This window comes from Streptomyces sp. NBC_01197 (assembly GCF_036010505.1).
Lineage (GTDB): Bacteria > Actinomycetota > Actinomycetes > Streptomycetales > Streptomycetaceae > Streptomyces.
On record NZ_CP108569.1, the window covers coordinates 4,409,460 to 4,430,458 of the forward strand.

The following is a 20,999-nucleotide window of genomic DNA, read 5'->3' on the forward strand; positions in this document are numbered from 1 at the left end:
CTCCCTGGGACGGAGCGGGCGGCTGGCCGGCACTGGCACCGGCACCGGCTCTGGCTTCCTGGGCTCTCCAGGCCATGGCCCGATCGTAGCGAAGGCTGTCCATCGGGCCACTCGTACGGCCGGTCCCGCCCGGCGATGCTGGCGGCGTGACCCAGACATCGGAACCATCCGTCCCGCAGCCCGTGCGGCAGGAGGAACAGCGCCAGGAGCAGGAGCTGTTGACCTCATCGCCGCCCGGCGGGCGCCGGCCGCGCCTGCACCGCGCCTGGTTCGTGGCCGCGGTCACCTTTGTGACGATCATCGGCGCCGCGGCCTTCGCCTCGCTGCCGGGGCTGCTGATCGACCCGCTGCACGAGGAGTTCCACTGGTCGCGCGCCACCATCGGCCTCGCGATATCGGTGAACCTCGCGCTGTACGGGCTGACTGCGCCGTTCGCGGCGGCGCTGATGGACCGCTTCGGGATCCGCCGTGTGGTGGCCGTCGCTCTCACCGTCATCTCGGTGGGTTCGGTGCTGACGGTGTGGATGACCACCGCGTGGCAACTAGTCCTCTACTGGGGCGTGCTGGTCGGCATGGGCAGCGGATCGATGGCGCTGGCCTTCGCGGCGACGGTGACCAACCGCTGGTTCGTCGCCAAGCGGGGGCTGGTCACCGGCGTCCTCACGGCGGCGGGCGCCTCCGGCCAGCTGGTCTTCCTGCCGGTCCTCTCCTGGCTGGTCGTGCACCACGGCTGGCGCCCCGCGGCGATCACCGTGGCACTCGCCGCGCCGGCCGTGGTGCCGCTGGTGTGGCTGCTGCTGCGTGACCATCCGGCGGACGTGGGCCAGTCTGCCTACGGGGCAACGGAGTTCGTACCGAAGCCGCCGCCGCGTACCGGCGCGGCCAGGCGGGCGGTCGGGGTGCTCACCAGGGCTGCCAGGACCGGCCCGTTCTGGCTGCTCGCCGGGACGTTCGCGATCTGCGGGGCGTCCACCAACGGCCTGGTGAAGACGCACTTCGTCCCGGCGGAGCACGACCACGGGATGCCGGTGACGGCCGCCGCGTCGCTGCTCGCGGTGATCGGGGTCTTCGACATCGTGGGCACGATCGCGTCCGGCTGGTTCACGGACCGCTTCGAGCCCCGCCGCCTGCTGGCGGTCTACTACGCGCTGCGCGGAATCTCACTGCTCTTCCTGCCGATGCTGCTCGCGCCGTCCGTGCACCCGCCGATGGTCCTGTTCATCGTCTTCTACGGCTTGGACTGGGTCGCCACGGTGCCCCCGACGATCGCCCTGTGCCGCGAGCACTACGGCGAGGACAGCGCGATCGTCTTCGGCTGGGTACTCGCCTCCCACCAGGTGGGCGCGGCCCTGGTCGCGTACCTGGGCGGCGTGGTGCGGGACGTCTTCGGCTCGTACGACGTGATCTGGTACGCGTCGGGCGCGATGTGCGCGGCGGCGGCGCTGATGGCCCTGGTGCTGAGGCCCCGGGCGGCGGGATCGGCGGGGGTGGCCGGGGTCGTCGTTCAGGGGGTCAGGCCGTGAAGCGGCCGAAGGCTCCACGGTGGAACAGCAGCGGTTCACCCTCGGTCGCGCCGCCCAGGGTCTCCACCCGGCCGACCACGATCAGATGGTCGCCGCCGGTGTGCACGGCGTGGATGCGGCAGTCGATCCACGCGGGTACGCCGGTGAGCAGCGGCGAGCCTGTAGCGGGGGCCGGCTCGTGGGCCACCCCGGAGAACTTGTCGGCGCCGCTCACCGCGAAGGCGCGGCACAGCCCGCCCTGATCCGCGCCGAGTATGTTGACGCAGAAGGACCCGGCTTGGGCGATGCGCGGCCAGGTTGTCGACGTACGGGCCACCATGAAGGCGACCAGCGGCGGGTCCAGTGAGAGCGACGCGAAGGACTGGCAGGCGAAGCCGGCCGGGCCCTCGTCGTCGTGCGCGGTGATGACGGTGACGCCGCTGGCGAAGTGGCCGAGTACCCGGCGGAACTCCCCCGGGTCGACCGGCATCCGTTCGTCGTCGGCCACCGCCCGAAGGTCCGGGCGCGGGAGTGGGTCGACCGGCCCGGTGGCCGTCGGGGCGCCTACCGACCTGAGGTATCGGACGGCGGTGGCCGCCATCCCTGCGTGTCCCATCACCATTCCATTGAAGCTGACGGGGCGTCAGGTGGGAAGGGGTCGCGACGGCCCGCTCCGCCGGGTGGGCGGGACTGCCGTCGGCGTGCTTGCGAGTATGTGTGCCCAATCGCCTCGGTTCAGGCGTGGGCCGCACGGTCAGGACCTGCGCCGGTACGGCTCTGTGCCGGCACCCTCTGGGCCCCCAACCGCCCTCGTAATCGCACGCGTTCATGGGCGGCGCAACCTCTTTGGCTTTCGGCAGACTCCGGTTCCGCGTCGGTTCCGGCAGACGCAGACTCGGCTGCATGAAACTTCTGGTGATCGGTGGATCGGTATTCCTCGGACGCGCATTCGTCCGAGAAGCGCTCCGGCGCGGCTGGGAGGTGACCACGTTCAACCGTGGCAAGACCCACGCCGATCTGGAGGGGGTCCAGGTCGTGCGCGGTGACCGGGAGCACGAGGAGGATCTGGCGCGGCTCGTCGAGGCCGGCCCCTGGGACGCGATCGTGGACGTCTGTGGCTATGTCCCCCGCGTGGTCGGGGCCTCGGTCGCGGCGCTGGCCGAATCCGCGCCGACGTATCTGTTCATCTCCTCCATCAATGCCCGCCCCGGCTGGCCCGCCGAACCAGTGGACGAGAGCTCGTCCCGCCACGACGGCAATCCGGACGCAGGCCCGGACGACGGCGATTACGGCAAGCTCAAGGCCGGCTGCGAGATGGTTGTCGAGCAGCGCTTCCCGGGCCGCACGTTGATCCTTGAACCCGGCTTGATCATCGGTCCGCACGATCGCGCCCGCCGCCTCACCTGGTGGCTGCGCCGTGCCGCCCAAGGCGGCCGTATGGTTGCGCCGGGCGCGCCCGACCGCGAGATGCAGCTGATCGACGTCCGCGACATCGCGATCTTCGGCTTGGACCGGATCGAGGCCGAGGACAGCGGAATGTACATGGTCAGCGGCACGGCCGCGAACGCTACCTGGGGCGAGTTCCTGGGCGCCTGCTCCGCCGCGACCGGCGACAAGGCGGAGCTGGTGTGGGTGGACGAGGAAATCCTCACCGGGCATGAGATCACCGTCTGGACGGAACTGCCGTTGTGGGCCCCGCTGGAAGGGGAGACGGCCGCGGTCTGGAAGCCCAGCTCGGCCAAGGCCATCGCCGCGGGCCTGCACTGCCGCCCCGTCAACGAGTCCATCCACTCCACCGCTGCCTGGCTGTTCGGCCCCGGTGGGCTCGATGAGGCGTTCGGCGAGGACCGCACCGGCCGGGAGGCCAAGGGCATCACGCCTGAGCGCGAGCAGACCCTGCTCGCGGCGGCGGATGCCCGGGCCGACTGAGACCTACCGCCCCCGCCTACCGCCCCCGCCTACCGCCCCCGCCTACCGCCCCCGGTACTGCGGTGTCCGGCGTTCGACGAAGGCCGCTACGCCCTCGTTCGCGTCGGCCGTTGTCATGTTGATCTCCTGGGCGGCGGCCTCGGCCGCGAAGGCCATGGTGCGGTCCGACTCCAGGGATGCGTTCACCAGTTGCTTGGTGAGGGCCAGGGCGCGGGTGGGTCCCTGGGCCAGCCGGGCGGCCCACTCGTGGGCCGTCTTCAGCAGGTCCTCGTCCGGGACCACCCGGTTCACCAGGCCGATGCGTTCGGCATCCGCCGCCGGGAGCGCGTCGCCGAAGAACATCAGCTCCTTGGCGCGGTGCGGGCCGATCAGGCGGGGCAGCAGATACGCGCCGCCGCCGTCGGGGACGAGGCCGCGGCGGGCGAAGATCTCGATGAACCTGGCCGATTCCGCGGCCAGTACGAGGTCGCAGGCGAGGGCGAGTTGTGCGCCCAGGCCGGCCGCGGTGCCGTTGACTGCGGCGATCACGGGTTTCTCGCAGTCCAGAACGGCCGCGATGAGGCGCTGCGCGCCGAGCCGGATCGTGCGGGCCACGTCGCCCGTGACGCGTTCGGCCGGGGCCTGCGGGCCGCCGCCCCGGAGGTCGGCGCCCGCGCAGAAGCCGCGGCCGGTGGCGGTGAGGACGACCGCGCGGATGCCGGGGTCGGCCGATGCGGTGGCCAGAAGGCCGATGACCTGTTCTCGCTGGGCCCAGGTGAGGGCGTTCATCGCGGCCGGGCGGTTGAGGGTGATCGTCGAGACGCCGTCGGTCGTGGTGTGGAGGATCTCTTCTTCCTCGGGCGAAGTGGTCACGGGCATGCCTTTCGGGGGGAGGGATCGATGGGGGTGGAGCCCCCCGGGGTTCGCAGGGCAGCCGGCACCCCTCAGCGGCAGACCGCCAGCGCGTCCAGCGCCACCGCGCCCTGACCCCGCCCCAGAACCATCAGCGGGTTGACATCGAGCTCCGCCAGCTGGTCGCCCAGTTCCAGGGCCATCCGCTGGATCCGCAGCACCACCTCCACCAGCGCGTCCACATCCGCCGGCGGCGCGCCCCTGACTCCGCCCTCCAGCAGGGCGTGGCCACGGAGTTCGGCCAGCATCGCGCGGGCCTGGTCCTCGCCGAAGGGCGGTACGCGTACGGCCGTATCGGCCAGGAGTTCCACCAGTACCCCGCCGAGCCCCACCGTCACCGTCGGGCCGAAGAGCGCGTCGGTGGTGACGCCGACGACCATCTCCACACCCCGTTCCACCATCTGGCAGACCAGGATGCCGTCCAGGTCGACCGACTCGTAACGGGCGATGTCGGTCAGCTCCCGGTACGCGTCCCGGACCTGGCTGGCCGACGTCAGGCCGACCTTCACCAGGCCCAGTTCGGTCTTGTGCCCGAGCTGCGCGCCGGATGCCTTCATGACGACCGGGTAGCCGACCTGCCCCGCCGCCCGGACCGCCGCTGCCGCGCTGGTCACCAGCTGCTCGCGCGGAACGCGGATGCCGTACGCCCGCAGCAGCTGCTTCGCCGCGTGCTCGCTCAGCTGCTGGTGCGGGCGCATCAGTGCCTGGGCCTTGCGGAACGAAGGCGACGGGGTGCGGGGGGCCTCGTCGAAGGGGGAGCGGTAACCGTTGGTGAAGCGGTGGTGGTCAAGGTACGCCTTGACCGCCGTGACGCAGTTGCCGAACGTACGGAAGGTGGCCACCCGCGAAGAGCCGAGCAGCGTCGTGCGGTACGCCTCCTCCGTGCCCACCGGCGAGCCCCACACCACGCACACCAGCTTGTCCGTGGTCTCCGCCGCGTCCACCAGGTCCTGGGCCAGCTTGTCGCTCATCGGCGGGAAGGGACCGGTGATCGGACAGATCAGGACCCCCACACCGGGGTCCGCCAGAATCGCGTCGATGATCTTGCGGCCGCGCCAGTCGCCGACCGGGTGGCCGCCGTTGTCGACGGGGTTCGCGACGTTCAGGTACTCCGGTATCCAGGTGTGCAGTTCGGCCTGTTTCGCCTCGGAGAGGACGGGCAGCCCGATCCCGGCCGCCGTCGCGAGGTCCGCGAAGTGCGCCCCCGTACCACCGGAGATCGAGTACACCACCACGCCATCGGCCTGCGGTTTCCGCGCGCGGGCCAGCAGGGCCGAGGTGTCCTGGAGTTCGTCCAGGCCGTTCACCCGGATCACCCCGTACTGCCGCATGGCCGCGTCGACCACCCGGTCGGCGCCGGTGAGCTTCCCGGTGTGCGAGGCGGCGGACCTGGCCCCCGTCTCCGTACGGCCCACCTTCACCGCCACGACCGGCACCCCGGCCCGCGCCGCACGGTCCGCTGCGAGCAGGAAGGAACGGCCGTCCCTGAGGCCCTCGACATAGCAGGCGATCGCGCCGACCTCGGGGCGCTCGGCGAAGTACGAGATGAAGTCGGAGGTCTCCAGGTCGGCCTCGTTGCCCGTGGGGGCCCAGTGCGAGAGCCGGATGCCCAGTTCCTGCATGGCGAAGACCGGTCGGCCCTGGTGGCCGGACTGGGTGATCAGGGCGACCGCCGGGCCCTCCAGGTCGTCGCGGAACTTCTCGAAGGCGTTCAGGTTGGTGTTGGGGCCGAGCATCCGAAGCCCGGAGCGTTCGACCGCTGCCGTCAGCCGGGTCTGGGCGTCCGCGCCCTGCTCGCCGGTCTCGGCGAAGCCCGAGGCGAAGGCCACCGCGAACTTGACCTTGGCGTCGGCGAGTTGGGGGATCAGCGGCAACGGGTCCGCGACCAGGAGTACGGCGAGGTCGACCGGTTCCGGCAGGTCGGCCACGGTGGGGGAGCAGGGGACGCCGAAGACGGCCGTACGGGTCGGATGCACCGGGTGGAGGGTCGCTCCGACCCGCTCCGACCAGGCGATCAGCTGGCGGGTGATCCCGGTGTTCGGGCGGCCCTCGGCGTCGGACGCGCCGATGACGGCCACCGAGCCGGGCCGGAAGAACCGGTCGAGGTCCGGTACGGAGGAGTACACCGGGCGTCCGCTGACGTCCAGGTCGCCTTCCGCTGCCGCTGTTCCGTGAACGGCGGCGGGTGGCTGCTCCCCGCAGGCCACCACGCGCGCATGGAAGTCGGTGGTGAGGGTGCCGTGAGTCGATCCAAGCATCGTTTCCGCCCGCTCCTGCTCGATGGCCGAAGTGCCTGACTGCCAGTCAGATTACTGAACTGACGGCCCGTCAGGAACAGTGCTGCAAGCAAATACTCGCGGTAACTCGTGATAGGACGCTTCCCGCTGTGCCACCGGCCGATACCGCGGCATGGCTTCCTCGGCCGGTTCTCGCCTACCCCGCGTCGGCCGTAGTGGTACGCCGGCGACCGCGCAGGGCGTGCAGGCCGGCCGCTGCGGTGCCGACGCAGAGGGCGCCGGCGCTGAAGCCCAGGGACGTGTGGACGCCGATGGCGGCGCCCAGGAGTCCGACGGTGAAACCGCTGCCCGCGCGCAGCCCGTTGGCGGACATCGCGTACACGCCGAGGACCCGGCCACGGTCGGCGGCGGGCGCGATCAGCTGCACGACGGTCTGGCCGATCGACATCGAGGCGAGGTTGGCGACGCCGCCGACCAGCAGCAGCCCGAGTGCCAGCGGATAGCTGCCGGTCAGGGCGAAGGACAGGCTGGTCAGGCCGTAGACGGCCGTACTGAGGACGGCGGCCGGCACATGCGGTTTGACCCACCCGGTGGCCTCCAGCACGATGCCGCCGACGACCCCGCCCGCGCCGTTGGCGAACAGCAGCACCCCGTACGCGGTTCCGGCGCTGCCCGCGCCGAGGTCATGGGCGAAGATCGGCATCGAGGACTGGAGCGAGGAGCCGACGAAGAAAGAGCCGAGGCCGCCCAGGATGATCATGCTGACCAGAGTGCGGTTCGCGCCGATCTCCCGCAGCACGCGCACCGATTCCAGCACCCCCACCCGTGGCCTGCTGTGGCGGTCGCGGGTGTGGCCGGTGAACCGGGTGCGGAAGAGGAAGAGCGTCAGCGGCAGGTAGAAGGCGATGTTGGCGAAAATGCCCGCCGTGGGACCGAGCCCCAGTAGCAGAGCGGACCCGACCACGGGGCCGAAGAGGACGCCCAGGCTGCGGAAGGTGGCGTTCAGGCGTACGGCGCTGGGCAGTTCGCCCGGGCCGACGAAGTCGTGCAGCATCAGCTGCTCGCCGGGGCCCCACAGCGACCCGGCCAGACCGTGCAGGACGAGCAGGACGCACGCCTCCCACATGTGCAGCGAGTGGGTCAGGAACAGCACGCCCCAGGTCGCGGAGACGGCCATGAACAGGACTTGCGCGGCCTGGATGATGCGGCGGCAGTCGTAGCGGTCCGCCAGCGAGCCGAACCACATCGAGAGCAGCAGGAACGGCACCCAGTGGCTGATGACCTGGAAACCGGTCAGGGCCGGGGAGTGGAACGTCTGCCACAGCACCCAGTAGGTGATGACGTGCTCGATGTTGTCGGCCATCATCGCCAGGGCCGCTCCGAACAGGTACGGGCGACAGTCACGGTTGCGGAGCGCGGCGAACCTCGGGGGCGGCGGGGCCGCGGGCTGCGCCTCGGCGGCCGCGGGTACGGGATGCGCCTCGGACGGCGGGGCCGCGGGCTGTGCCTCGGTGGGCGCGAGTGCTTCGGCGTCCGCCAGGTGGGTGGGTATGCCGCAGGCTGCGCACATCCTCGGTCTCCTCGTCTTCGCTTCGGGTGGCGTTCGGACGGAGGCCTTCCCCCGGCTCGCGCACCCGCTCACCCTGGATCCTTCACCCCCGGACGATTGCCGCCGCGATCTTGCGTGCGTCGATCGCCAGCTCGCGGAGCATCCCGCTGATGGGGTTGGTGAACCCCGTGAAGAACAGTCCGGGCGCCTGCGCGGGGGAGCGGCCGCCGTGCACCACGGGCCTGCCCCGCGCGTCCAGCACGTCCAGATGTCCCACCAGGGGCTCCAGCGCCCGCCGGTAGCCGGTCGCCGCGATCACCGCGTCCGGTGAGATCCGGGTGCCGTCGGCCAGGACGACCTTGCCGTCCTCGAAGGAGTCCACCGCCGCGACCGGTTCGACCCGGCCGGTGCGGACCGCGTCGATCAGACCCACGTCCTGTACGGGGATCGCGCCCTCGCGCACCCGGGAGTAGAGGCCCGTGTCGGGGCGCGGCAGACCCTGCGCGGAGAGGTCGGGCACGGAGATCCTGCACAGCGTCTCGCCGGCCCGGTCCACCAGCCGTGTCGGCAGTCTGCGGACCAGGATGCCGGTGCGCTGCGCGGGCCAGCCGGCCGTGGAGCGCCGGATGATGTGCGGGACGGTGCGGATGGCTATGCGTACCCGCCCGGCACCACCCTCGACCAGGTCGACGGCGATCTCGGCGCCGGTGTTGCCGGCCCCGACGACGAGCACGTCCCGGCCCGCGTACGGGGCGGCGTCGCGGTACTCGCCCGCGTGCACCAGGTCGCCGTGGAAGGTGTCCTCACCGGCCCAGTCGGGCACCCTGGGCGTGTGGTTGTACCCCGTGGCCACGACCACCGCGCTGCCGGTCAGCTCCCGTCCGCCGGTCGCGTGCAGCAGCCACCCCGGGCCGTCGGCGCGGTCGATCCGGCTGACCTCGACCCCGGTGACGGTCTCCAGGCTGTGGTGATCCGCGTACTTCTCCAGGTACCGCACGACGTTGTCCCGCGACACCCAGCGCCCGAAGGAGCGCGGCATCGGCAGCCCCGGCAGTGCCGAGAGCCGCCGGGTGGTGTGCAGATGCAGACGGTCGTAATGGTGGCGCCAGGAGGCGCCGACGTCGGTGGACTTCTCCAGGATGACGGCCCGTACGCCCCGCCCGCGCAGCGCGGCGGCAGCGGCCAGTCCGCCCGGTCCCGCCCCGATGACGTAGACGGGCCGGTCGTCCTTCGTGTCGTCCATGAAACGGAGCGTAATGGCCCGTTCGCTTGATAGGTCTCGGTCAAGGGCAGAAGCGATTGCGAATTGATCACGCATGCACACCTCTTGCGCGCAGTGGCTTCCATCCGTTGAACTGACGTACCGTCAGAAACATGGGGAGCAACGACCGGAGGGGATTCGATGCATTCGATCTGGCTCAGTGGCGCCGAGTGGCTCGCCGTCCTCCGAATCGGACTCGGTCTGTGGTGGCTGGAGAGCTGGCGCCACAAGGACAAGAAGGCCTGGTTCGAGCGCGGTACGGGCATCGCCTGGGCGGGGGACGTGGCGGGCAAGCACAAGTGGCCGGTGGTGAAGCGGGGCTTCGAGCGGTTCGTGGCGCCCCGGCCCCGGGTCATGGCCCACGTCGTCGTCTACGCGGAACTCGCCCTCGGTCTGGGCCTGGTGGTCGGATTCCTGACCCCGGTGGCGCTGGTCGCCGGGTTCCTGCTCAACCTCCTCTACCTCGTACTGATGATCCACGACTGGGCCGAGCAGGGGCAGAACGCGATGATGGCGCTGATCTCCCTGGCCGCCTTCGGCGCGATGGCCTGGCAGACCTGGTCACTCGACCACGCGATCGGACTCTTCTCTTGACGGACCCCGCACCCGCGCCCGCATCCACGACAGCCACCGCCCCGCGGTTCGATCTGCCGGAGCCGGACACCTTCACCGCGCCCTACTGGGCCGCTGCCGCCGAGGGCCGGCTGCTGATCAGGCGCTGCGGCGGGTGCGGGAAGCCGCACCACTACCCGCGCGAGTTCTGCCCGCACTGCTGGAGCGACGACGTCACCTGGGAGCAGGCGAGCGGCCGGGCCACGCTCTACACCTGGTCGGTGGTGCACCGGAACGACCTGCCGCCCTTCGGGAAGCGAGTCCCGTACGTCGCGGCGGTGGTGGATCTGGCCGAGGGGCCACGCCTGATGACCGAGATCGTCGACTGCCAGGCGGACGGGCTGCGTATCGGGATGGCGCTGGACGTCACGTTCCGCGAACTGACCCCCGGCGTCAGCGTGCCGGTATTCCGCGCCGACGGGTCCTAGCCGGACGGGTTGTGGTCGAGTCGGGTCTTGGCGCGTGTCTCCTCGCCGGGCTAGTGGCGCGGAACTGGCAGGCGCCGGCATGGTCCTGCTCGACCGAAAAGCTCGTTCGCCTTTTGCAGGCCGTGCGTGGACTCTGACACGGTCGAAGCCGCCGACCTCGGAATCAATGCCGGAAGCGCCTCCCCCGCCATGCTCCCCGGCCCCGCCCTGGCCGCCGTCGTCCACCTCGTCTCGGCGTACCTCCTGGGCGCAGCCCACCTCACCGGGCGGGACAGATCCAGCCGGTGAAAACCCATTCGCAGGTGCCGGAAACCCTCGGAGTGCGCGGTGGCAGCGCGACTCGTCATTGTGCAGTGTCTTACTCGGGCCGGGTCAGAGGTGGAACTCCGGTGCCATCTCAGGGAGTTCGGCGGTGACGGCGCGGATGGCGTCCCGTAGCCAGCGCTGCCCCAGGTCGCCGTCGAGCCGGGGGTGCCAGGCCATCTGGTAGTGCAGCGGGCGGATCTCCTCGGGGGCGGGCAGGATCCGGATCCCGGGGCCAGGGTGCTGCTGCGCGAGCAGGCGCGCGGGCAGCGTGAGAATCAGCCGGGTGCCCAGGACAGAGAGCGCGGCCAGCGAGTGGTAGGGCACGGTCAGCCCGGCGTGGCGGGGTGTCCCGAGGTCCTCCAGACGCCGCTCGATCGCGGTCTGGCGCTCGTCGGTGGTGCCGACGACCACGTGGGTGGCGTCCAGATACTCCTCCAGAGTGATCTCCGGGCGCCCCGCCATCGGGTGGTCGGCGGAGAGCACGCACATGAACCGGTCGTCGAAGAGATGCTCGGTGTGCAGCGCGGTGACCGGCTCCGACCTGGCGTAGAACATCAAGTCGACGACGCCCCGGTCGAGGTCCTCGTGGATGGCGTCGTGCCAGGTGCGGAAGTACAGCGTGGAGCGCGGCGACTCCCGGAAGACGCGCTGGAAGACCGCGGGGGCGAACACCCGGGCGTAGTCGGTCCCGGCGACCCGGAAGGCCTCGGCGGCCTCGGCGGGGTCGAACTCCTCCGGGGCGAACAGGCCTTCCAGCCGTGGCAGGACCGCCCGCAGCTGGCGCTGGACGCGCTCGGCTCGCGGGGTGAGCCGGTATCCGCGCGGCGTGCGTACCAGCAGTTCGTCGCCGAGCGTGTCCCGCAGTCGCTGCAGCGCCCGGCTCATCGCTGGCTGGCTCATCCCGGCGACTTCGGCGGCGTGCGAGACATGCCGCTCCTCCAGCAGCGCGGCCAGCGGAGCCAGCAGATTGAGATCGACCCGTTCAATATGCGCCATGTGAATAACCTAGATATTTACGATGCATTAGACAAATACCCGCACGCGGCAGAGGGTTGATCCTGTCGCCGGGCGGATGGCCCGCGAACTCCCTCAGCGCGGGCACCCGGACGGGTGCCGGATCAGGAGCAGTCATGAACGGCGTGGTGTCGCAGCGCGGATCCGGCCGGCCCAGGGTGGCCGTGGTGACCGGCGGATCGGGCGGCATCGGCGGTGCGGTCGCGCGTCGGCTGGCCGCGGACGGTATGGCCGTGGTCGTCCACTACGCGGGCGGCGCGGCGGCAGCCGAGGCGGTCGTCGAGGCAGTCACCGCGGTCGGCGGCACGGCGGTCGCCCTGCCCGGCGACGTCGCCGAGCCGGGCGAGATGGCTAGGCTCTTCGACACCACGGAGGAGCGATTCGGGGGCGTCGACGCGGTGGTCCACACTGCCGGGATCATGCTGCTGGCCCCGTTCGCCGAGATGGAGATGGACGACTTCGACCGGATGCACCGGGTCAACGTCCGCGGGACCTTCGTGGTCTCCCAGCTCGCCGCCCGCAGACTGCGCCCCGGCGGCGCGCTGATCAACTTCTCCACCTCGGTGACCCGGCTCCAGCAGCCCGGCTACGGCGGTTACGCGGCGGCCAAGGGCGCGGTCGAGGCCATGACCCTGGTCCTGGCCCGCGAACTGCGCGGCCGGGACGTCACCGTCAACGCGGTGGCCCCCGGGCCGACCGCGACGCCGCTTTTCGCCGAGGGCAAGAGCGAGGAACTCATCCTCCGGATAGCCGCCGCCGCGCCCCTGGAGCGTCTCGGCACCCCCGAGGACATCGCAGAGGCCGTCGCCTTCCTGGCCGGGCCCGGCGGACGCTGGATCAACGGCCAGGTGCTGTTCAGCAACGGCGGCATCGCCTGACCCCCTCATCGCCGCCCCGATGACCGCGCATCGCCGCGCCCACGCGCCTCCATCGCCGCGCCGAGCCCCCCGTCACCGCACCCGTACCAGCCCCCATCACCCCACCGCGATCGGAAAGCCACCATGACCCGCCGCCAGCTGGACGCCATATCCGACCTGTTGCTGCACTCGCCTCTGGACCTGGGCGGCGACGTCGAGAAGATGCGCCGCGTCTTCGACGAGATGCTCGGCGGCGCGCCGCTGCCCGGCGATGTCCGTAGCCGCACCACTGAGCTGGGCGGGGTGCCCGCCGTGGAGGTGCGCGCCGGCGCCGCCGAGCCGACGGGCGGCACCGTGCTCTACTTCCACGGCGGCGCCTACGCGATCGGCTCCGCCGCCGCCAGTGTCGGCCTGGCCTCCGAGATCGCCCGGCGCACCGCGGCCGACGCCCTCTCCGTCGACTACCGGCTCGCCCCCGAGCATCCCTTCCCGGCCGCCGTGGACGACGCCCTCGCCGCCTACCGTGCGCTGCTCGACCGGGGCGTCCCGGCCCGATCGGTCGCTGTCACCGGCGAGTCGGCCGGCGGCGGCCTCGCCCTTGCCCTGCTGCTGGCGATCCGGGAAGCGGGGCTGCCGCAGCCGTCGTCCGCGACCGTGCTGTCCCCGTGGACGGACCTCACCCAGTCCGGTTCCACCATGGCGACCCGGGCCGACGTGGATCCGGCGGTCACCCGCCGGGCCCTGGAGACCCGGTCCGCCGACTACCTGGCCGGGGCGGATCCGCGTACCCCGCTGGCCAGCCCGCTCCACGCCGATCTGCGCGGACTGCCCCCGCTGCTGATCCAGGCCGGCGGCCGGGAAGTCCTGCTCGACGACGCCCTGCGGCTGGCCGCGCGGGCCGCACACGCCGACGTCCCGGTCACCCTGCAGACATTCCCCGGGGCGCCGCACGTCTTCCAGGGCTTCGCCCCGGCCGTCGACGAGGCCGCCCAAGCCCTCGACCAGGTGGCCGCCTTCATCAACAGCCATGTACAAGTGGAGGGTTGACCACGAAAGCCGTACCACCACTTAACAGGACACCTGGGCATTTGTGGCGACGTTGGTGGGGTCCAGCCGTCCGATGGTTCGCTTGGTTCGCTCAGCCCGTCGGTACAGCGTCCGGTGACACAGCCGCATGCCGGACGCTGAAACCGCTGTACACGGCGCGGATCTGTGCCAGGGCGCTGAGGGGTGTGCCGGGTTCCCAGAAGACGGTGCGAGCGGTCCTGACGCGGGCTGCCTGGCGCTCCGTGTCCCGTGCATGGCTGTCGGACTGCCATCGTGCGGCTGCGGCCCGGACCGGGTGGAAGACCTCGCGGGTGGTGTACCGCCCGCCGACGCCCCCCGGGCACCGCCGCGACCCCCCGCGTGTTGAATAGCCGCATGACCGACATACGGACCCAGCAGGAGGTGCACGGCCTCGGCCTGAGCCTGCGCCCCTGGGGCGCCGCGGACGCCGATGTGCTGCTGCGCGGTGTCACCGACCCCGAATACCTGCGCTGGAACACCCCCCTGAGGCCCATCGCCGACCTCGCCGACGCCCGCGAAGCGATCAGGTACCGGAGCGAGGGATGGCTGAGCGGGAAGCTCGCGCACTTCGCCGTCGCCGAGGGCGGCGAGATCGTCGGCGGCGTCGGGCTCTCCGGCATCGACCGCCACATGTGCCAGGCGGCGGTGGGTTACTGGGTGCTGCCCGGCCTGCGCGGCCGGGGTATCGCCACTCGCGCGGTGGAGCTCTGCACCCGCTGGGCCTTCGAGCAGGAGGGCATCCACCGCATCGAACTGCGCCACGCCGTGGACCACATGGCGTCCTGCCGGGTCGCGGAGCGCTGCGGTTACGCGTACGAGGGCACCCGGCGCGACGGGATGCACCAGGCCCAGCGGCCCGGCACCTACCGCGACGCGCATCAGCACGCCCGGCTGGCCACTGACCCGTACCCCAGCCCCGACCCCAGCCCCGATCCCGGCCCCAGCTCCACCCCACGGTGACCGGAGGCGCCGGGTAACGATCCCGGCGGGCCGTACGCAGGAACAGATGACGAAGGAGGTCCGGTATGGGCGCTGGGCGTGGACTGACGGTGACTGGGTGGGTATTGGGCAGTCTGGGCGTCCTGCTTCTGGCCGCCGGCGCCCTCTGGGGCTTCCGTGGGTACGAGTCGGTCAGCGTGAACGACGACTCGATGGCCCCGGCGTACGCCAAGGGCGACCGGGTGGCCATCGAGAAGAGCGACGGCGGCGGCCTGCACCACGGTGAAGTGGTGCTCTATCGCACCTCGGAACGGTACGACGGCGCCGACGTCTTCCGGCGCGTCATCGCGCTCGGCGGCGACCACCTCGTCTTCGACGGGAAGCAGCTGGTGCTCAACGGCGAACCGCTGGACGAGCCGTACCTCGACGGCGGCGACAAGGGCACGTCGGACGCGTACGACGTCCTGGTTCCGCACGGCCGGATGTTCACCCTCGGCGACAACCGCGCCGACGCGCTGGACTCCCGGAACTTCCTCGCCGACCAGGCGGGCACCCTGCCGGTGAAGGTGGTGCGGGGCCGGATCATCGACAACCCGGCGATGCCGCTGCTGCTCGCCGTGAGCGTCCTGGCGGGCACGCTGCTCGCGCTGGCGGGCGCCGGGTTCGGGCTGGCGGGCCGCGTGGTCCGCCGCCGCAGGCTGGCCGCGCTCACGCTCTACGGCCAGAGCAGCTCGCGCGCCCAGTCCCTGCTCTCCGTACGCCGGTAGCGCAGCCGCACATGACAGCGGCGGGCGTCGCCCTGGAAGAACTCCACCTCGGCCGGGTCCAGCACATAGCTCGTCCAGCTCGGTACGGGCGCCTCCGGATCGGCCTGCGCACACTCCCACGCGGCGGCCGATGCCTCCTCCAGCTCGCCCAGTGAACCCAGCACTGCACTCATCCGCCCGGTGAGCGCGGCTGCCAGCGCCCCGGTCGAGCGGGCGTGCAGATCGGCCTGCCCCTCGGCGGCGGGCGCGGCGGTCACCGGCCCGCGCAGCCGGACCTGCCGGGCCTGCGCCGCCCAGTAGAAGCCGAGCGCGGCCTCCGGACGCGCGGCCAGCTGACGGCCCTTGGCGCTCCCGGAGTGCGAGGCGAAGTGCCAGCCGCGCGCATCCGCGCCGTGCAGCATCAGCGTCCGTACGTCGGGGCGCCCGGCGGCGTCGACAGTGGCGAGCGTCATGGCGTGCGGCTCGGGCTGACCGGCGGCAGCCGCGGAACGCAGCCACTCCTGGAAGAGCGGGAGGGGAGCGGCGGGTGCGGTGTCCGGATCGAACTCCGGCAGTTCGGGCAGGTCCCAGACCCGCAGGGTGTGCAGGAACTCGGTGAAGTCGTCCATACGGGCCATTGTCGGCTGCGCCCCCGCCCCCGCGCCTACTCCGGCTCGCGGCAGAGCTGCGCCGTGATCACCGCGTGCAGCAGTTCCGGGTCGACGAACTCTCCCTTCACGGGAGGATCGCAGCGCCAGTGCAGCGGATACGTGTTGCCGTTCGGCGCCGGGATCCCGACGTACTGGTCCCGCGCGGAGGGCCCGTAACAGGTCACCCCCGGCGGCCAGTCGAACTCGTGCGAGGCCCCCGGCGGGATCAGGAAGTACGTCCACCGGCCCCCGGCCACCTCCCGTACGACGGGCCCCGGCGCCCCGTCGGTGAGCGTGCCGAGATGGTGCAGCACGGCCTCGCCGCGCACCCCCCGGACGCGGATGGCATCGAAGTGCACTCCGGTGAGGCGGAGTTGGTGCCCCGATGCCGGTACCCAATCGGGGAGATTTTCAGTCGTCATACCTACGAGCATCGGCACGATTGCGTAGCGTGACCAGAGGAATGGGGTGCACATCGGGACGATGTGGAAAGGCAGGGCGATCTTGTGGCAACCAGTAAGCCGAGCGAAGTGAACGCGGCGCAGCCGTCACCGGCGCGCAAGCACGTAGGGGACCTGATCAGGAACTTCCGCTCCCGCGCGGGGCTGACGAGACAGGATGTGGGCGACCGGCTGCTCATCTCGGAGTCACTGGCCGGGGCGTACGAACGCGGCGAGCGCATCCCGACGACGAGCTTCCTCAAGGACGCGGACGGGGTGCTGGACGCGCGGGGCGCGCTCAAGTCGTGCATCCCGTTGATGGAGGACGAGAAGTACCCGCGCACGTTCGTGGGTTGGGTGCGGCTGGAGAAGATCGCGTCCAGCATCAGCGCGTACGAGAACATGTTCTTCCCGGGGCTGCTCCAGACCGAGGAGTACATCCAGGCGCTGTACGAGGAGCGCGTCCCGCAGTTCTCGGAGGCGGAGATCCAGAAGCATGTCGAGGCCCGGCTGGAACGCCAGGCGGTGCTGAGCCGGGACCCGCTGCCGATCGTGGCGTACGTCATCGAGGAGTCGGTGCTGCAACGGCCCATCGGCGGGAAGTCCGTGCTGCGGAACCAGATGCTGCACGTACTGAAGTGCATGCAGACGATGCACCATCTGATGGTGCAGGTGATGCCTACGGACAGGACTGCGCACGCGGGGCTGAACGGTCCTTTCCAGCTGGCCAGCACGCCGGACGGGCGTAATTGGGCCTACGACGAAAGCCAGGTGGGAGGTACGTTGATCTCGAATCCGCAGCAGGTCAACCAAATGATCGACCGCTTCGGAAAGCTGCGGGCCCAGGCGCATACGCCCTGGGAGTCCGCCGAACTGATCGAGAGGATGGCGGATCAGCTATGAGCGCCGAACTGGCCTGGTTCAAGAGCAGTTACAGCAACAACGAGGGCGGTGAGTGCCTCGAAGTCTCCTACGACTGGCGCAAGTCGAGCTACAGCAACAACGAGGGTGGGGCCTGCGTAGAGGTAGCAGCGCACCCCCGCGCCGTCCACATCCGGGACTCCAAGGTCCCCGAGGGCCCGACCTTCACGGTCGCCCCGGCCGCCTGGACGACGTTCGTGGAGCAGCTCCCCGCCTGACCTTCGTCACATGCGCACTGTGTAGGGCGCCGCCATTTCTGGCGGCGCCCTTTGGCGTGCTCGGAGCAGATCCGAAGGCCTCAGATGCGTAAAGATGCTTGGAAGGGGCATTGACCCATCAACTTTGAGCAAATAGCGTCCGTTGCATCCGGTTGTGGGGAGACGTCCCCACGAGACGACCTCCGTCGGCTTCACGGCCTCTCCTGTGCGGCGAGGTGGGAGCTCCACCCCCAGGAAGGTTCCGCGTGCGCAGACGTTCTCTCCTCACGGCGGCGGCCGCCACGCTGGCGGCGGCTCCGCTCGCGACCGGCTGCTCCTCCTCGTCCTCCGCGTCCCCCTCGGGCGGCGGCTCCCGGCGCGGGCGCATCACCTACGGCGTCTGGGACATCTACCAGGTGCCCGCCATGCAACGCGCGGCGCGCGAGTTCGAGCGCACCCGGCCGGGCGTGAAGGTCGATGTCCAGCTCACCCCGAACGGGACGTACTGGACCAAACTCCGCACCGCGTGCACCGGTGGCGTCGCTCCCGACGTCTTCTGGATGAACGGACCGAACTTCGGGCTCTACGCGGACGCCGGGCAGCTGCTCCCGCTGGAGACCACCGGGTCCGACGCCGTGGTGCACCCCGCCGACTTCCCGTCCGACCTGATCTCGCTGTACCGCTGGAAAGGCGTCCAGTACGGCGCCCCGAAAGACTTCGACACGGTCGCGGTCTGGTTCAACAAGGAGATCTTCGACCGGGCCAAGGTCGACTATCCGGACGCGTCCTGGACCTGGCAGGACCTGATCTCCAACGCCCAGCGGCTCACCGACCGCAAGCGCGGGATCTACGGCGTCGGGGCTCCGGTCCGCGAGCAGGAGAACTACTACAACTCGATACCGCAGGCCGGCGGCTATGTCATCTCCAAGGACAAGACGCGCTCCGGCTACTCCGACGAGCACACGCTTGAGGGGCTGCAGCTGTGGATTGACCTGATCCACCGCTACCGGGCCTCGCCGACCCTCCAGCAGATGGCGGACACGGACCCCACCCAGATGTTCCAGTCCGGGACGCTTGCCATGACGTACGAGTGCTCGTACAACGCGGCGACGTTCTACGCCGACCCCGAGCTGCGGGCCAAGGTGGACGTCGCGCCGATGCCCAGGGGCCGGCACCGCGCCACCGTCCTGCACGGTCTGGCCAACGTCGTCTACGCACGTACCCCGCACCCGGAGCTGGCCAAGGAGTTCGTCCAGTTCCTCGGCAGTGAGCAGGCGTCGCTGCTCCAGGGCAAGTACGGGACGGCCATCCCGGCCCGTAACGGCACGGCCGAACCGTGGGCGGCCGGGATGCCGAAGTTCGACCTCCAGGTGCACCTGGACGCTCTCGATTACGCGGTGCTCTACCCCACGTCGACCAACACCGCTGCCTGGCAGCACAAGGATCAGATGTGGCTCGCCAAGGCGTGGAGCGGGACCGAGAGCCTGAAGGGGGCCACCCGCTCTCTGACCGACGCGATGAACCAGCTGCTCGCACAGGAGAGAAGGGGTCGGTCCTGATGAGTATCGATGTGCGTGCGGAAACCGCCGTACCGGCGCAGCGCACCGGCCAGGACCGCCTGGACCAGCGGGAGCTGCGCCGCCGTGAGCGCCGCTTCCAGCACCGGGACAAGTGGTGGGGGTACGCCCTGATCGCCCCGGCCGGGATCGGCCTCGCGGTCTTCTACCTGTGGCCCGTGGTGCAGACGGTGTACTACAGCTTCACCGAGTGGGGTGCCTTCGGCGGGACCAGCTGGATCGGTCTCTCCAACTACCGCACGCTGGTGGGCGATCCCGAGTTCTGGCAGTCGCTGGGCAACACCGGCATCTACACCGGTCTCGTGCTGCTGGGGATCCCGCTGTCGATGGTGCTGGCGGTGCTGCTGAACCTCAAGGGCCTGACGGGCACCGGCATGTACCGCACGTTCTACTTCCTGCCGGTGGTCACGATGCCCGCCGCGGTCGCGGTGGTCTGGCGCTGGCTCTACAACGGCGACGCAGGCATCCTCAACCACGCGCTGTCCGCGATCGGCATCAACGGCACGTACTGGGTGTCGGACCCGCACGTGATCCGCTTCGCGGTCGCCGTCGTCGGCGTGTGGATGACCGTCGGCTACAACATGATCCTGCTGCTTGCCGGTCTCCAGTCCATCCCGGGCGATTACTACGAGGCGGCTTCGCTCGACGGCGCCGGGCGCATCCGGCAGTTCTTCTCGGTCACGCTGCCGCTGCTGAGCCCCACGCTGTTCTTCACCACCGTGCTGTCGATCATCCAGTCCTTGCAGGTCTTCGACCTGGTGTATCTGATCATCGGCGGCAACACGCAGAACGCGCTGCAGAACCCGGCCTACAGCGAGGGCCAGACGGTCGTGATGCTCTTCTTCCAGAAGGCGTTCTTCGACAACCAGCGCGGCTACGGAGCGGCGATCGTCTGTGTGCTGTTCGTCCTGATCATGGCGCTGACCGCCATCCAGTTCCGGTTGCAGAAGAGGTGGGTCCACTATGCGTGAGGCGACGCGGGACACCGGCAGTTCCCGTGCCCGGAACAGAAGCCGCCAGGGCAGGCTGTGGCCTGCGCACGTCCTGCTCTCGCTGGGCGCGGTCGTCACGGTCTTCCCGCTGGTGTGGGAGGTGCTGACCTCCTTCAAGAGCTTCGGCGAGTCCGTACAGGTGCCGCCGACGATCCTGCCCGCGCACTGGGACTGGTCGAACTACGGCAAGGTCTTCGACGCGGTCCCGCTCGGGCGGCAGTTCGTGAACACGGCCGTGATGGCGCTGCTGCGGACCGGGGCGCAGCTGCTGCTGTGCTCGATGGCGGCGTACGCCTTCGCCCGCATCCGCTTTCCCGGGCGCGGGGTGATCTTCCTCGGCTTCCTGGCCGTGCTGATGGTGCCGGGGCAGCTGTTCCTGCTGCCGCAGTACCAGATCATGCAGGACCTCGGCTGGCTGGACTCCATGCAGGCGCTGGTGATCCCGGGGATGTTCTCGGCCTTCGGCACCTTTCTGCTGCGGCAGTTCTTCATGGGCCTGCCGGAGGAATTGGAGGAGGCGGCCCGGCTGGACGGCGCCAACCCCTTCACGGTCTTCTGGCGAGTGGCTCTGCCGCTGGCCAAGCCGGGTCTGCTGGCGCTGGGCGTGCTCACGTTCCTGTGGTCATGGAACGACCTGATGTGGCCCCTGATCGTGAACACGGACCCGGCGAAGATGCCCCTGTCGGCCGGCCTGGCCTCACTCCAGGGCGCGCACCTGACCGAGTACCCGATCCTGATGGCGGGGTCCTTGCTCGCGACACTGCCGGTGATCGTGGTGTTCGTCGCGATGCAGCGGCAGTTCATCCAGGGGATCGCGTTCTCGGGGATGAAGGGGTAGAGGAGCGGGGGCCTTCGCCCGGCGGGCCCGGAGGGCCGGGGCTGG

The 20,999-nt window shown here is 70.6% G+C and carries 22 protein-coding genes; 14 read left to right on the forward strand and 8 right to left on the reverse strand.

Features of this window, described 5'->3' with window-relative positions:
• Positions 1–146 precede the first annotated feature (146 nt).
• Complete coding sequence (locus OG452_RS20220) at positions 147–1,523, forward strand: MFS transporter (RefSeq protein WP_442810057.1); 1,377 nt, start codon at positions 147–149, stop codon at positions 1,521–1,523.
• On the opposite strand, the gene OG452_RS20225 is transcribed toward OG452_RS20220, so the two are convergent.
• On the reverse strand, positions 1,513–2,103 hold the full coding sequence (locus tag OG452_RS20225) for a flavin reductase family protein (protein ID WP_327299707.1): 591 nt from the start codon (positions 2,101–2,103) through the stop codon (positions 1,513–1,515). The genes OG452_RS20220 and OG452_RS20225 overlap by 11 nt on opposite strands.
• 302 nt (positions 2,104–2,405) lie before the next feature.
• Here OG452_RS20225 and OG452_RS20230 point away from each other — a divergent pair, with 302 nt between their 5' ends.
• Positions 2,406–3,431, forward strand: a complete 1,026-nt coding sequence (locus tag OG452_RS20230; RefSeq protein ID WP_327296984.1) for an NAD-dependent epimerase/dehydratase family protein — start codon at positions 2,406–2,408, stop codon at positions 3,429–3,431.
• A gap of 42 nt (positions 3,432–3,473) precedes the next feature.
• Here the strand turns inward: OG452_RS20230 and OG452_RS20235 are convergent, their stop codons facing one another.
• From OG452_RS20235 to OG452_RS20250, 4 genes are all read right to left on the reverse strand, one after another.
• On the reverse strand, positions 3,474–4,289 hold the full coding sequence (locus OG452_RS20235) for an enoyl-CoA hydratase/isomerase family protein (RefSeq protein WP_327296985.1): 816 nt from the start codon (positions 4,287–4,289) through the stop codon (positions 3,474–3,476).
• A 65-nt stretch (positions 4,290–4,354) separates the two neighbouring features.
• Positions 4,355–6,580, reverse strand: a complete 2,226-nt coding sequence (locus OG452_RS20240) for an acetate--CoA ligase family protein (RefSeq protein ID WP_327296986.1) — start codon at positions 6,578–6,580, stop codon at positions 4,355–4,357.
• Between the two features lie 175 nt (positions 6,581–6,755).
• Complete coding sequence (locus OG452_RS20245; RefSeq protein WP_327296987.1) at positions 6,756–8,129, reverse strand: MFS transporter; 1,374 nt, start codon at positions 8,127–8,129, stop codon at positions 6,756–6,758.
• Between the two features lie 82 nt (positions 8,130–8,211).
• The gene (locus OG452_RS20250; RefSeq protein WP_327296988.1) at positions 8,212–9,351 is read right to left on the reverse strand and encodes a flavin-containing monooxygenase; all 1,140 of its coding nucleotides are present in this window, start codon (positions 9,349–9,351) and stop codon (positions 8,212–8,214) included.
• 159 nt (positions 9,352–9,510) lie between these two features.
• On the opposite strand from OG452_RS20250, the gene OG452_RS20255 reads away from it, so the two are divergent.
• From OG452_RS20255 to OG452_RS20265, 3 genes are all read left to right on the forward strand, one after another.
• The gene (locus OG452_RS20255) at positions 9,511–9,963 is read left to right on the forward strand and encodes a DoxX family protein (protein ID WP_327296989.1); all 453 of its coding nucleotides are present in this window, start codon (positions 9,511–9,513) and stop codon (positions 9,961–9,963) included.
• On the forward strand, positions 9,960–10,409 hold the full coding sequence (locus tag OG452_RS20260; RefSeq protein WP_327296990.1) for a Zn-ribbon domain-containing OB-fold protein: 450 nt from the start codon (positions 9,960–9,962) through the stop codon (positions 10,407–10,409). Before OG452_RS20255 ends, OG452_RS20260 begins: the two co-directional genes overlap by 4 nt.
• A 126-nt stretch (positions 10,410–10,535) precedes the next feature.
• The gene (locus OG452_RS20265; protein WP_327296991.1) at positions 10,536–10,697 is read left to right on the forward strand and encodes a hypothetical protein; all 162 of its coding nucleotides are present in this window, start codon (positions 10,536–10,538) and stop codon (positions 10,695–10,697) included.
• A gap of 84 nt (positions 10,698–10,781) precedes the next feature.
• Here OG452_RS20265 and OG452_RS20270 read toward each other — a convergent pair whose 3' ends face one another.
• Positions 10,782–11,711 (reverse strand): LysR family transcriptional regulator, encoded by a 930-nt coding sequence (locus OG452_RS20270; RefSeq protein WP_327296992.1) that lies wholly within the window; start codon positions 11,709–11,711, stop codon positions 10,782–10,784.
• A gap of 134 nt (positions 11,712–11,845) precedes the next feature.
• Here OG452_RS20270 and OG452_RS20275 point away from each other — a divergent pair, with 134 nt between their 5' ends.
• From OG452_RS20275 to lepB, 4 genes are all read left to right on the forward strand, one after another.
• On the forward strand, positions 11,846–12,607 hold the full coding sequence (locus OG452_RS20275) for an SDR family oxidoreductase (protein ID WP_327296993.1): 762 nt from the start codon (positions 11,846–11,848) through the stop codon (positions 12,605–12,607).
• A gap of 123 nt (positions 12,608–12,730) precedes the next feature.
• Positions 12,731–13,633 (forward strand): alpha/beta hydrolase fold domain-containing protein, encoded by a 903-nt coding sequence (locus OG452_RS20280; RefSeq protein WP_327296994.1) that lies wholly within the window; start codon positions 12,731–12,733, stop codon positions 13,631–13,633.
• 375 nt (positions 13,634–14,008) lie between these two features.
• Positions 14,009–14,614, forward strand: a complete 606-nt coding sequence (locus OG452_RS20285) for a GNAT family N-acetyltransferase (protein WP_327296995.1) — start codon at positions 14,009–14,011, stop codon at positions 14,612–14,614.
• Positions 14,615–14,679: 65 nt separating this feature from the next.
• Positions 14,680–15,360 (forward strand): signal peptidase I, encoded by a 681-nt coding sequence (lepB, locus tag OG452_RS20290; RefSeq protein ID WP_327296996.1) that lies wholly within the window; start codon positions 14,680–14,682, stop codon positions 15,358–15,360.
• Here the strand turns inward: lepB and OG452_RS20295 are convergent.
• A complete protein-coding gene (locus OG452_RS20295) occupies positions 15,309–15,977 on the reverse strand; it encodes a pyridoxine/pyridoxamine 5'-phosphate oxidase (protein ID WP_442810058.1) in 669 nt (222 codons plus the stop codon). The genes lepB and OG452_RS20295 overlap by 52 nt on opposite strands.
• Positions 15,978–16,003: 26 nt before the next feature.
• Positions 16,004–16,411, reverse strand: a complete 408-nt coding sequence (locus tag OG452_RS20300) for a hypothetical protein (protein ID WP_327296998.1) — start codon at positions 16,409–16,411, stop codon at positions 16,004–16,006.
• A gap of 84 nt (positions 16,412–16,495) precedes the next feature.
• Here OG452_RS20300 and OG452_RS20305 point away from each other — a divergent pair, with 84 nt between their 5' ends.
• The 5 genes from OG452_RS20305 to OG452_RS20325 all read left to right on the forward strand — a co-directional run bounded on the left by OG452_RS20305 (position 16,496) and on the right by OG452_RS20325 (position 20,954).
• Positions 16,496–17,332, forward strand: a complete 837-nt coding sequence (locus OG452_RS20305; RefSeq protein ID WP_327296999.1) for a helix-turn-helix domain-containing protein — start codon at positions 16,496–16,498, stop codon at positions 17,330–17,332.
• The gene (locus OG452_RS20310) at positions 17,329–17,568 is read left to right on the forward strand and encodes a DUF397 domain-containing protein (protein ID WP_327297000.1); all 240 of its coding nucleotides are present in this window, start codon (positions 17,329–17,331) and stop codon (positions 17,566–17,568) included. Before OG452_RS20305 ends, OG452_RS20310 begins: the two co-directional genes overlap by 4 nt.
• 245 nt (positions 17,569–17,813) lie before the next feature.
• Positions 17,814–19,106: an ABC transporter substrate-binding protein gene (locus OG452_RS20315; RefSeq protein WP_327297001.1), complete on the forward strand. Its 1,293-nt coding sequence runs from the start codon at positions 17,814–17,816 to the stop codon at positions 19,104–19,106.
• The gene (locus OG452_RS20320; RefSeq protein ID WP_327297002.1) at positions 19,106–20,095 is read left to right on the forward strand and encodes a carbohydrate ABC transporter permease; all 990 of its coding nucleotides are present in this window, start codon (positions 19,106–19,108) and stop codon (positions 20,093–20,095) included. Before OG452_RS20315 ends, OG452_RS20320 begins: the two co-directional genes overlap by 1 nt.
• Positions 20,088–20,954, forward strand: coding sequence for a carbohydrate ABC transporter permease (locus tag OG452_RS20325; RefSeq protein WP_327297003.1), 867 nt, complete (start codon positions 20,088–20,090; stop codon positions 20,952–20,954). Before OG452_RS20320 ends, OG452_RS20325 begins: the two co-directional genes overlap by 8 nt.
• Positions 20,955–20,999: the final 45 nt, after the last annotated feature.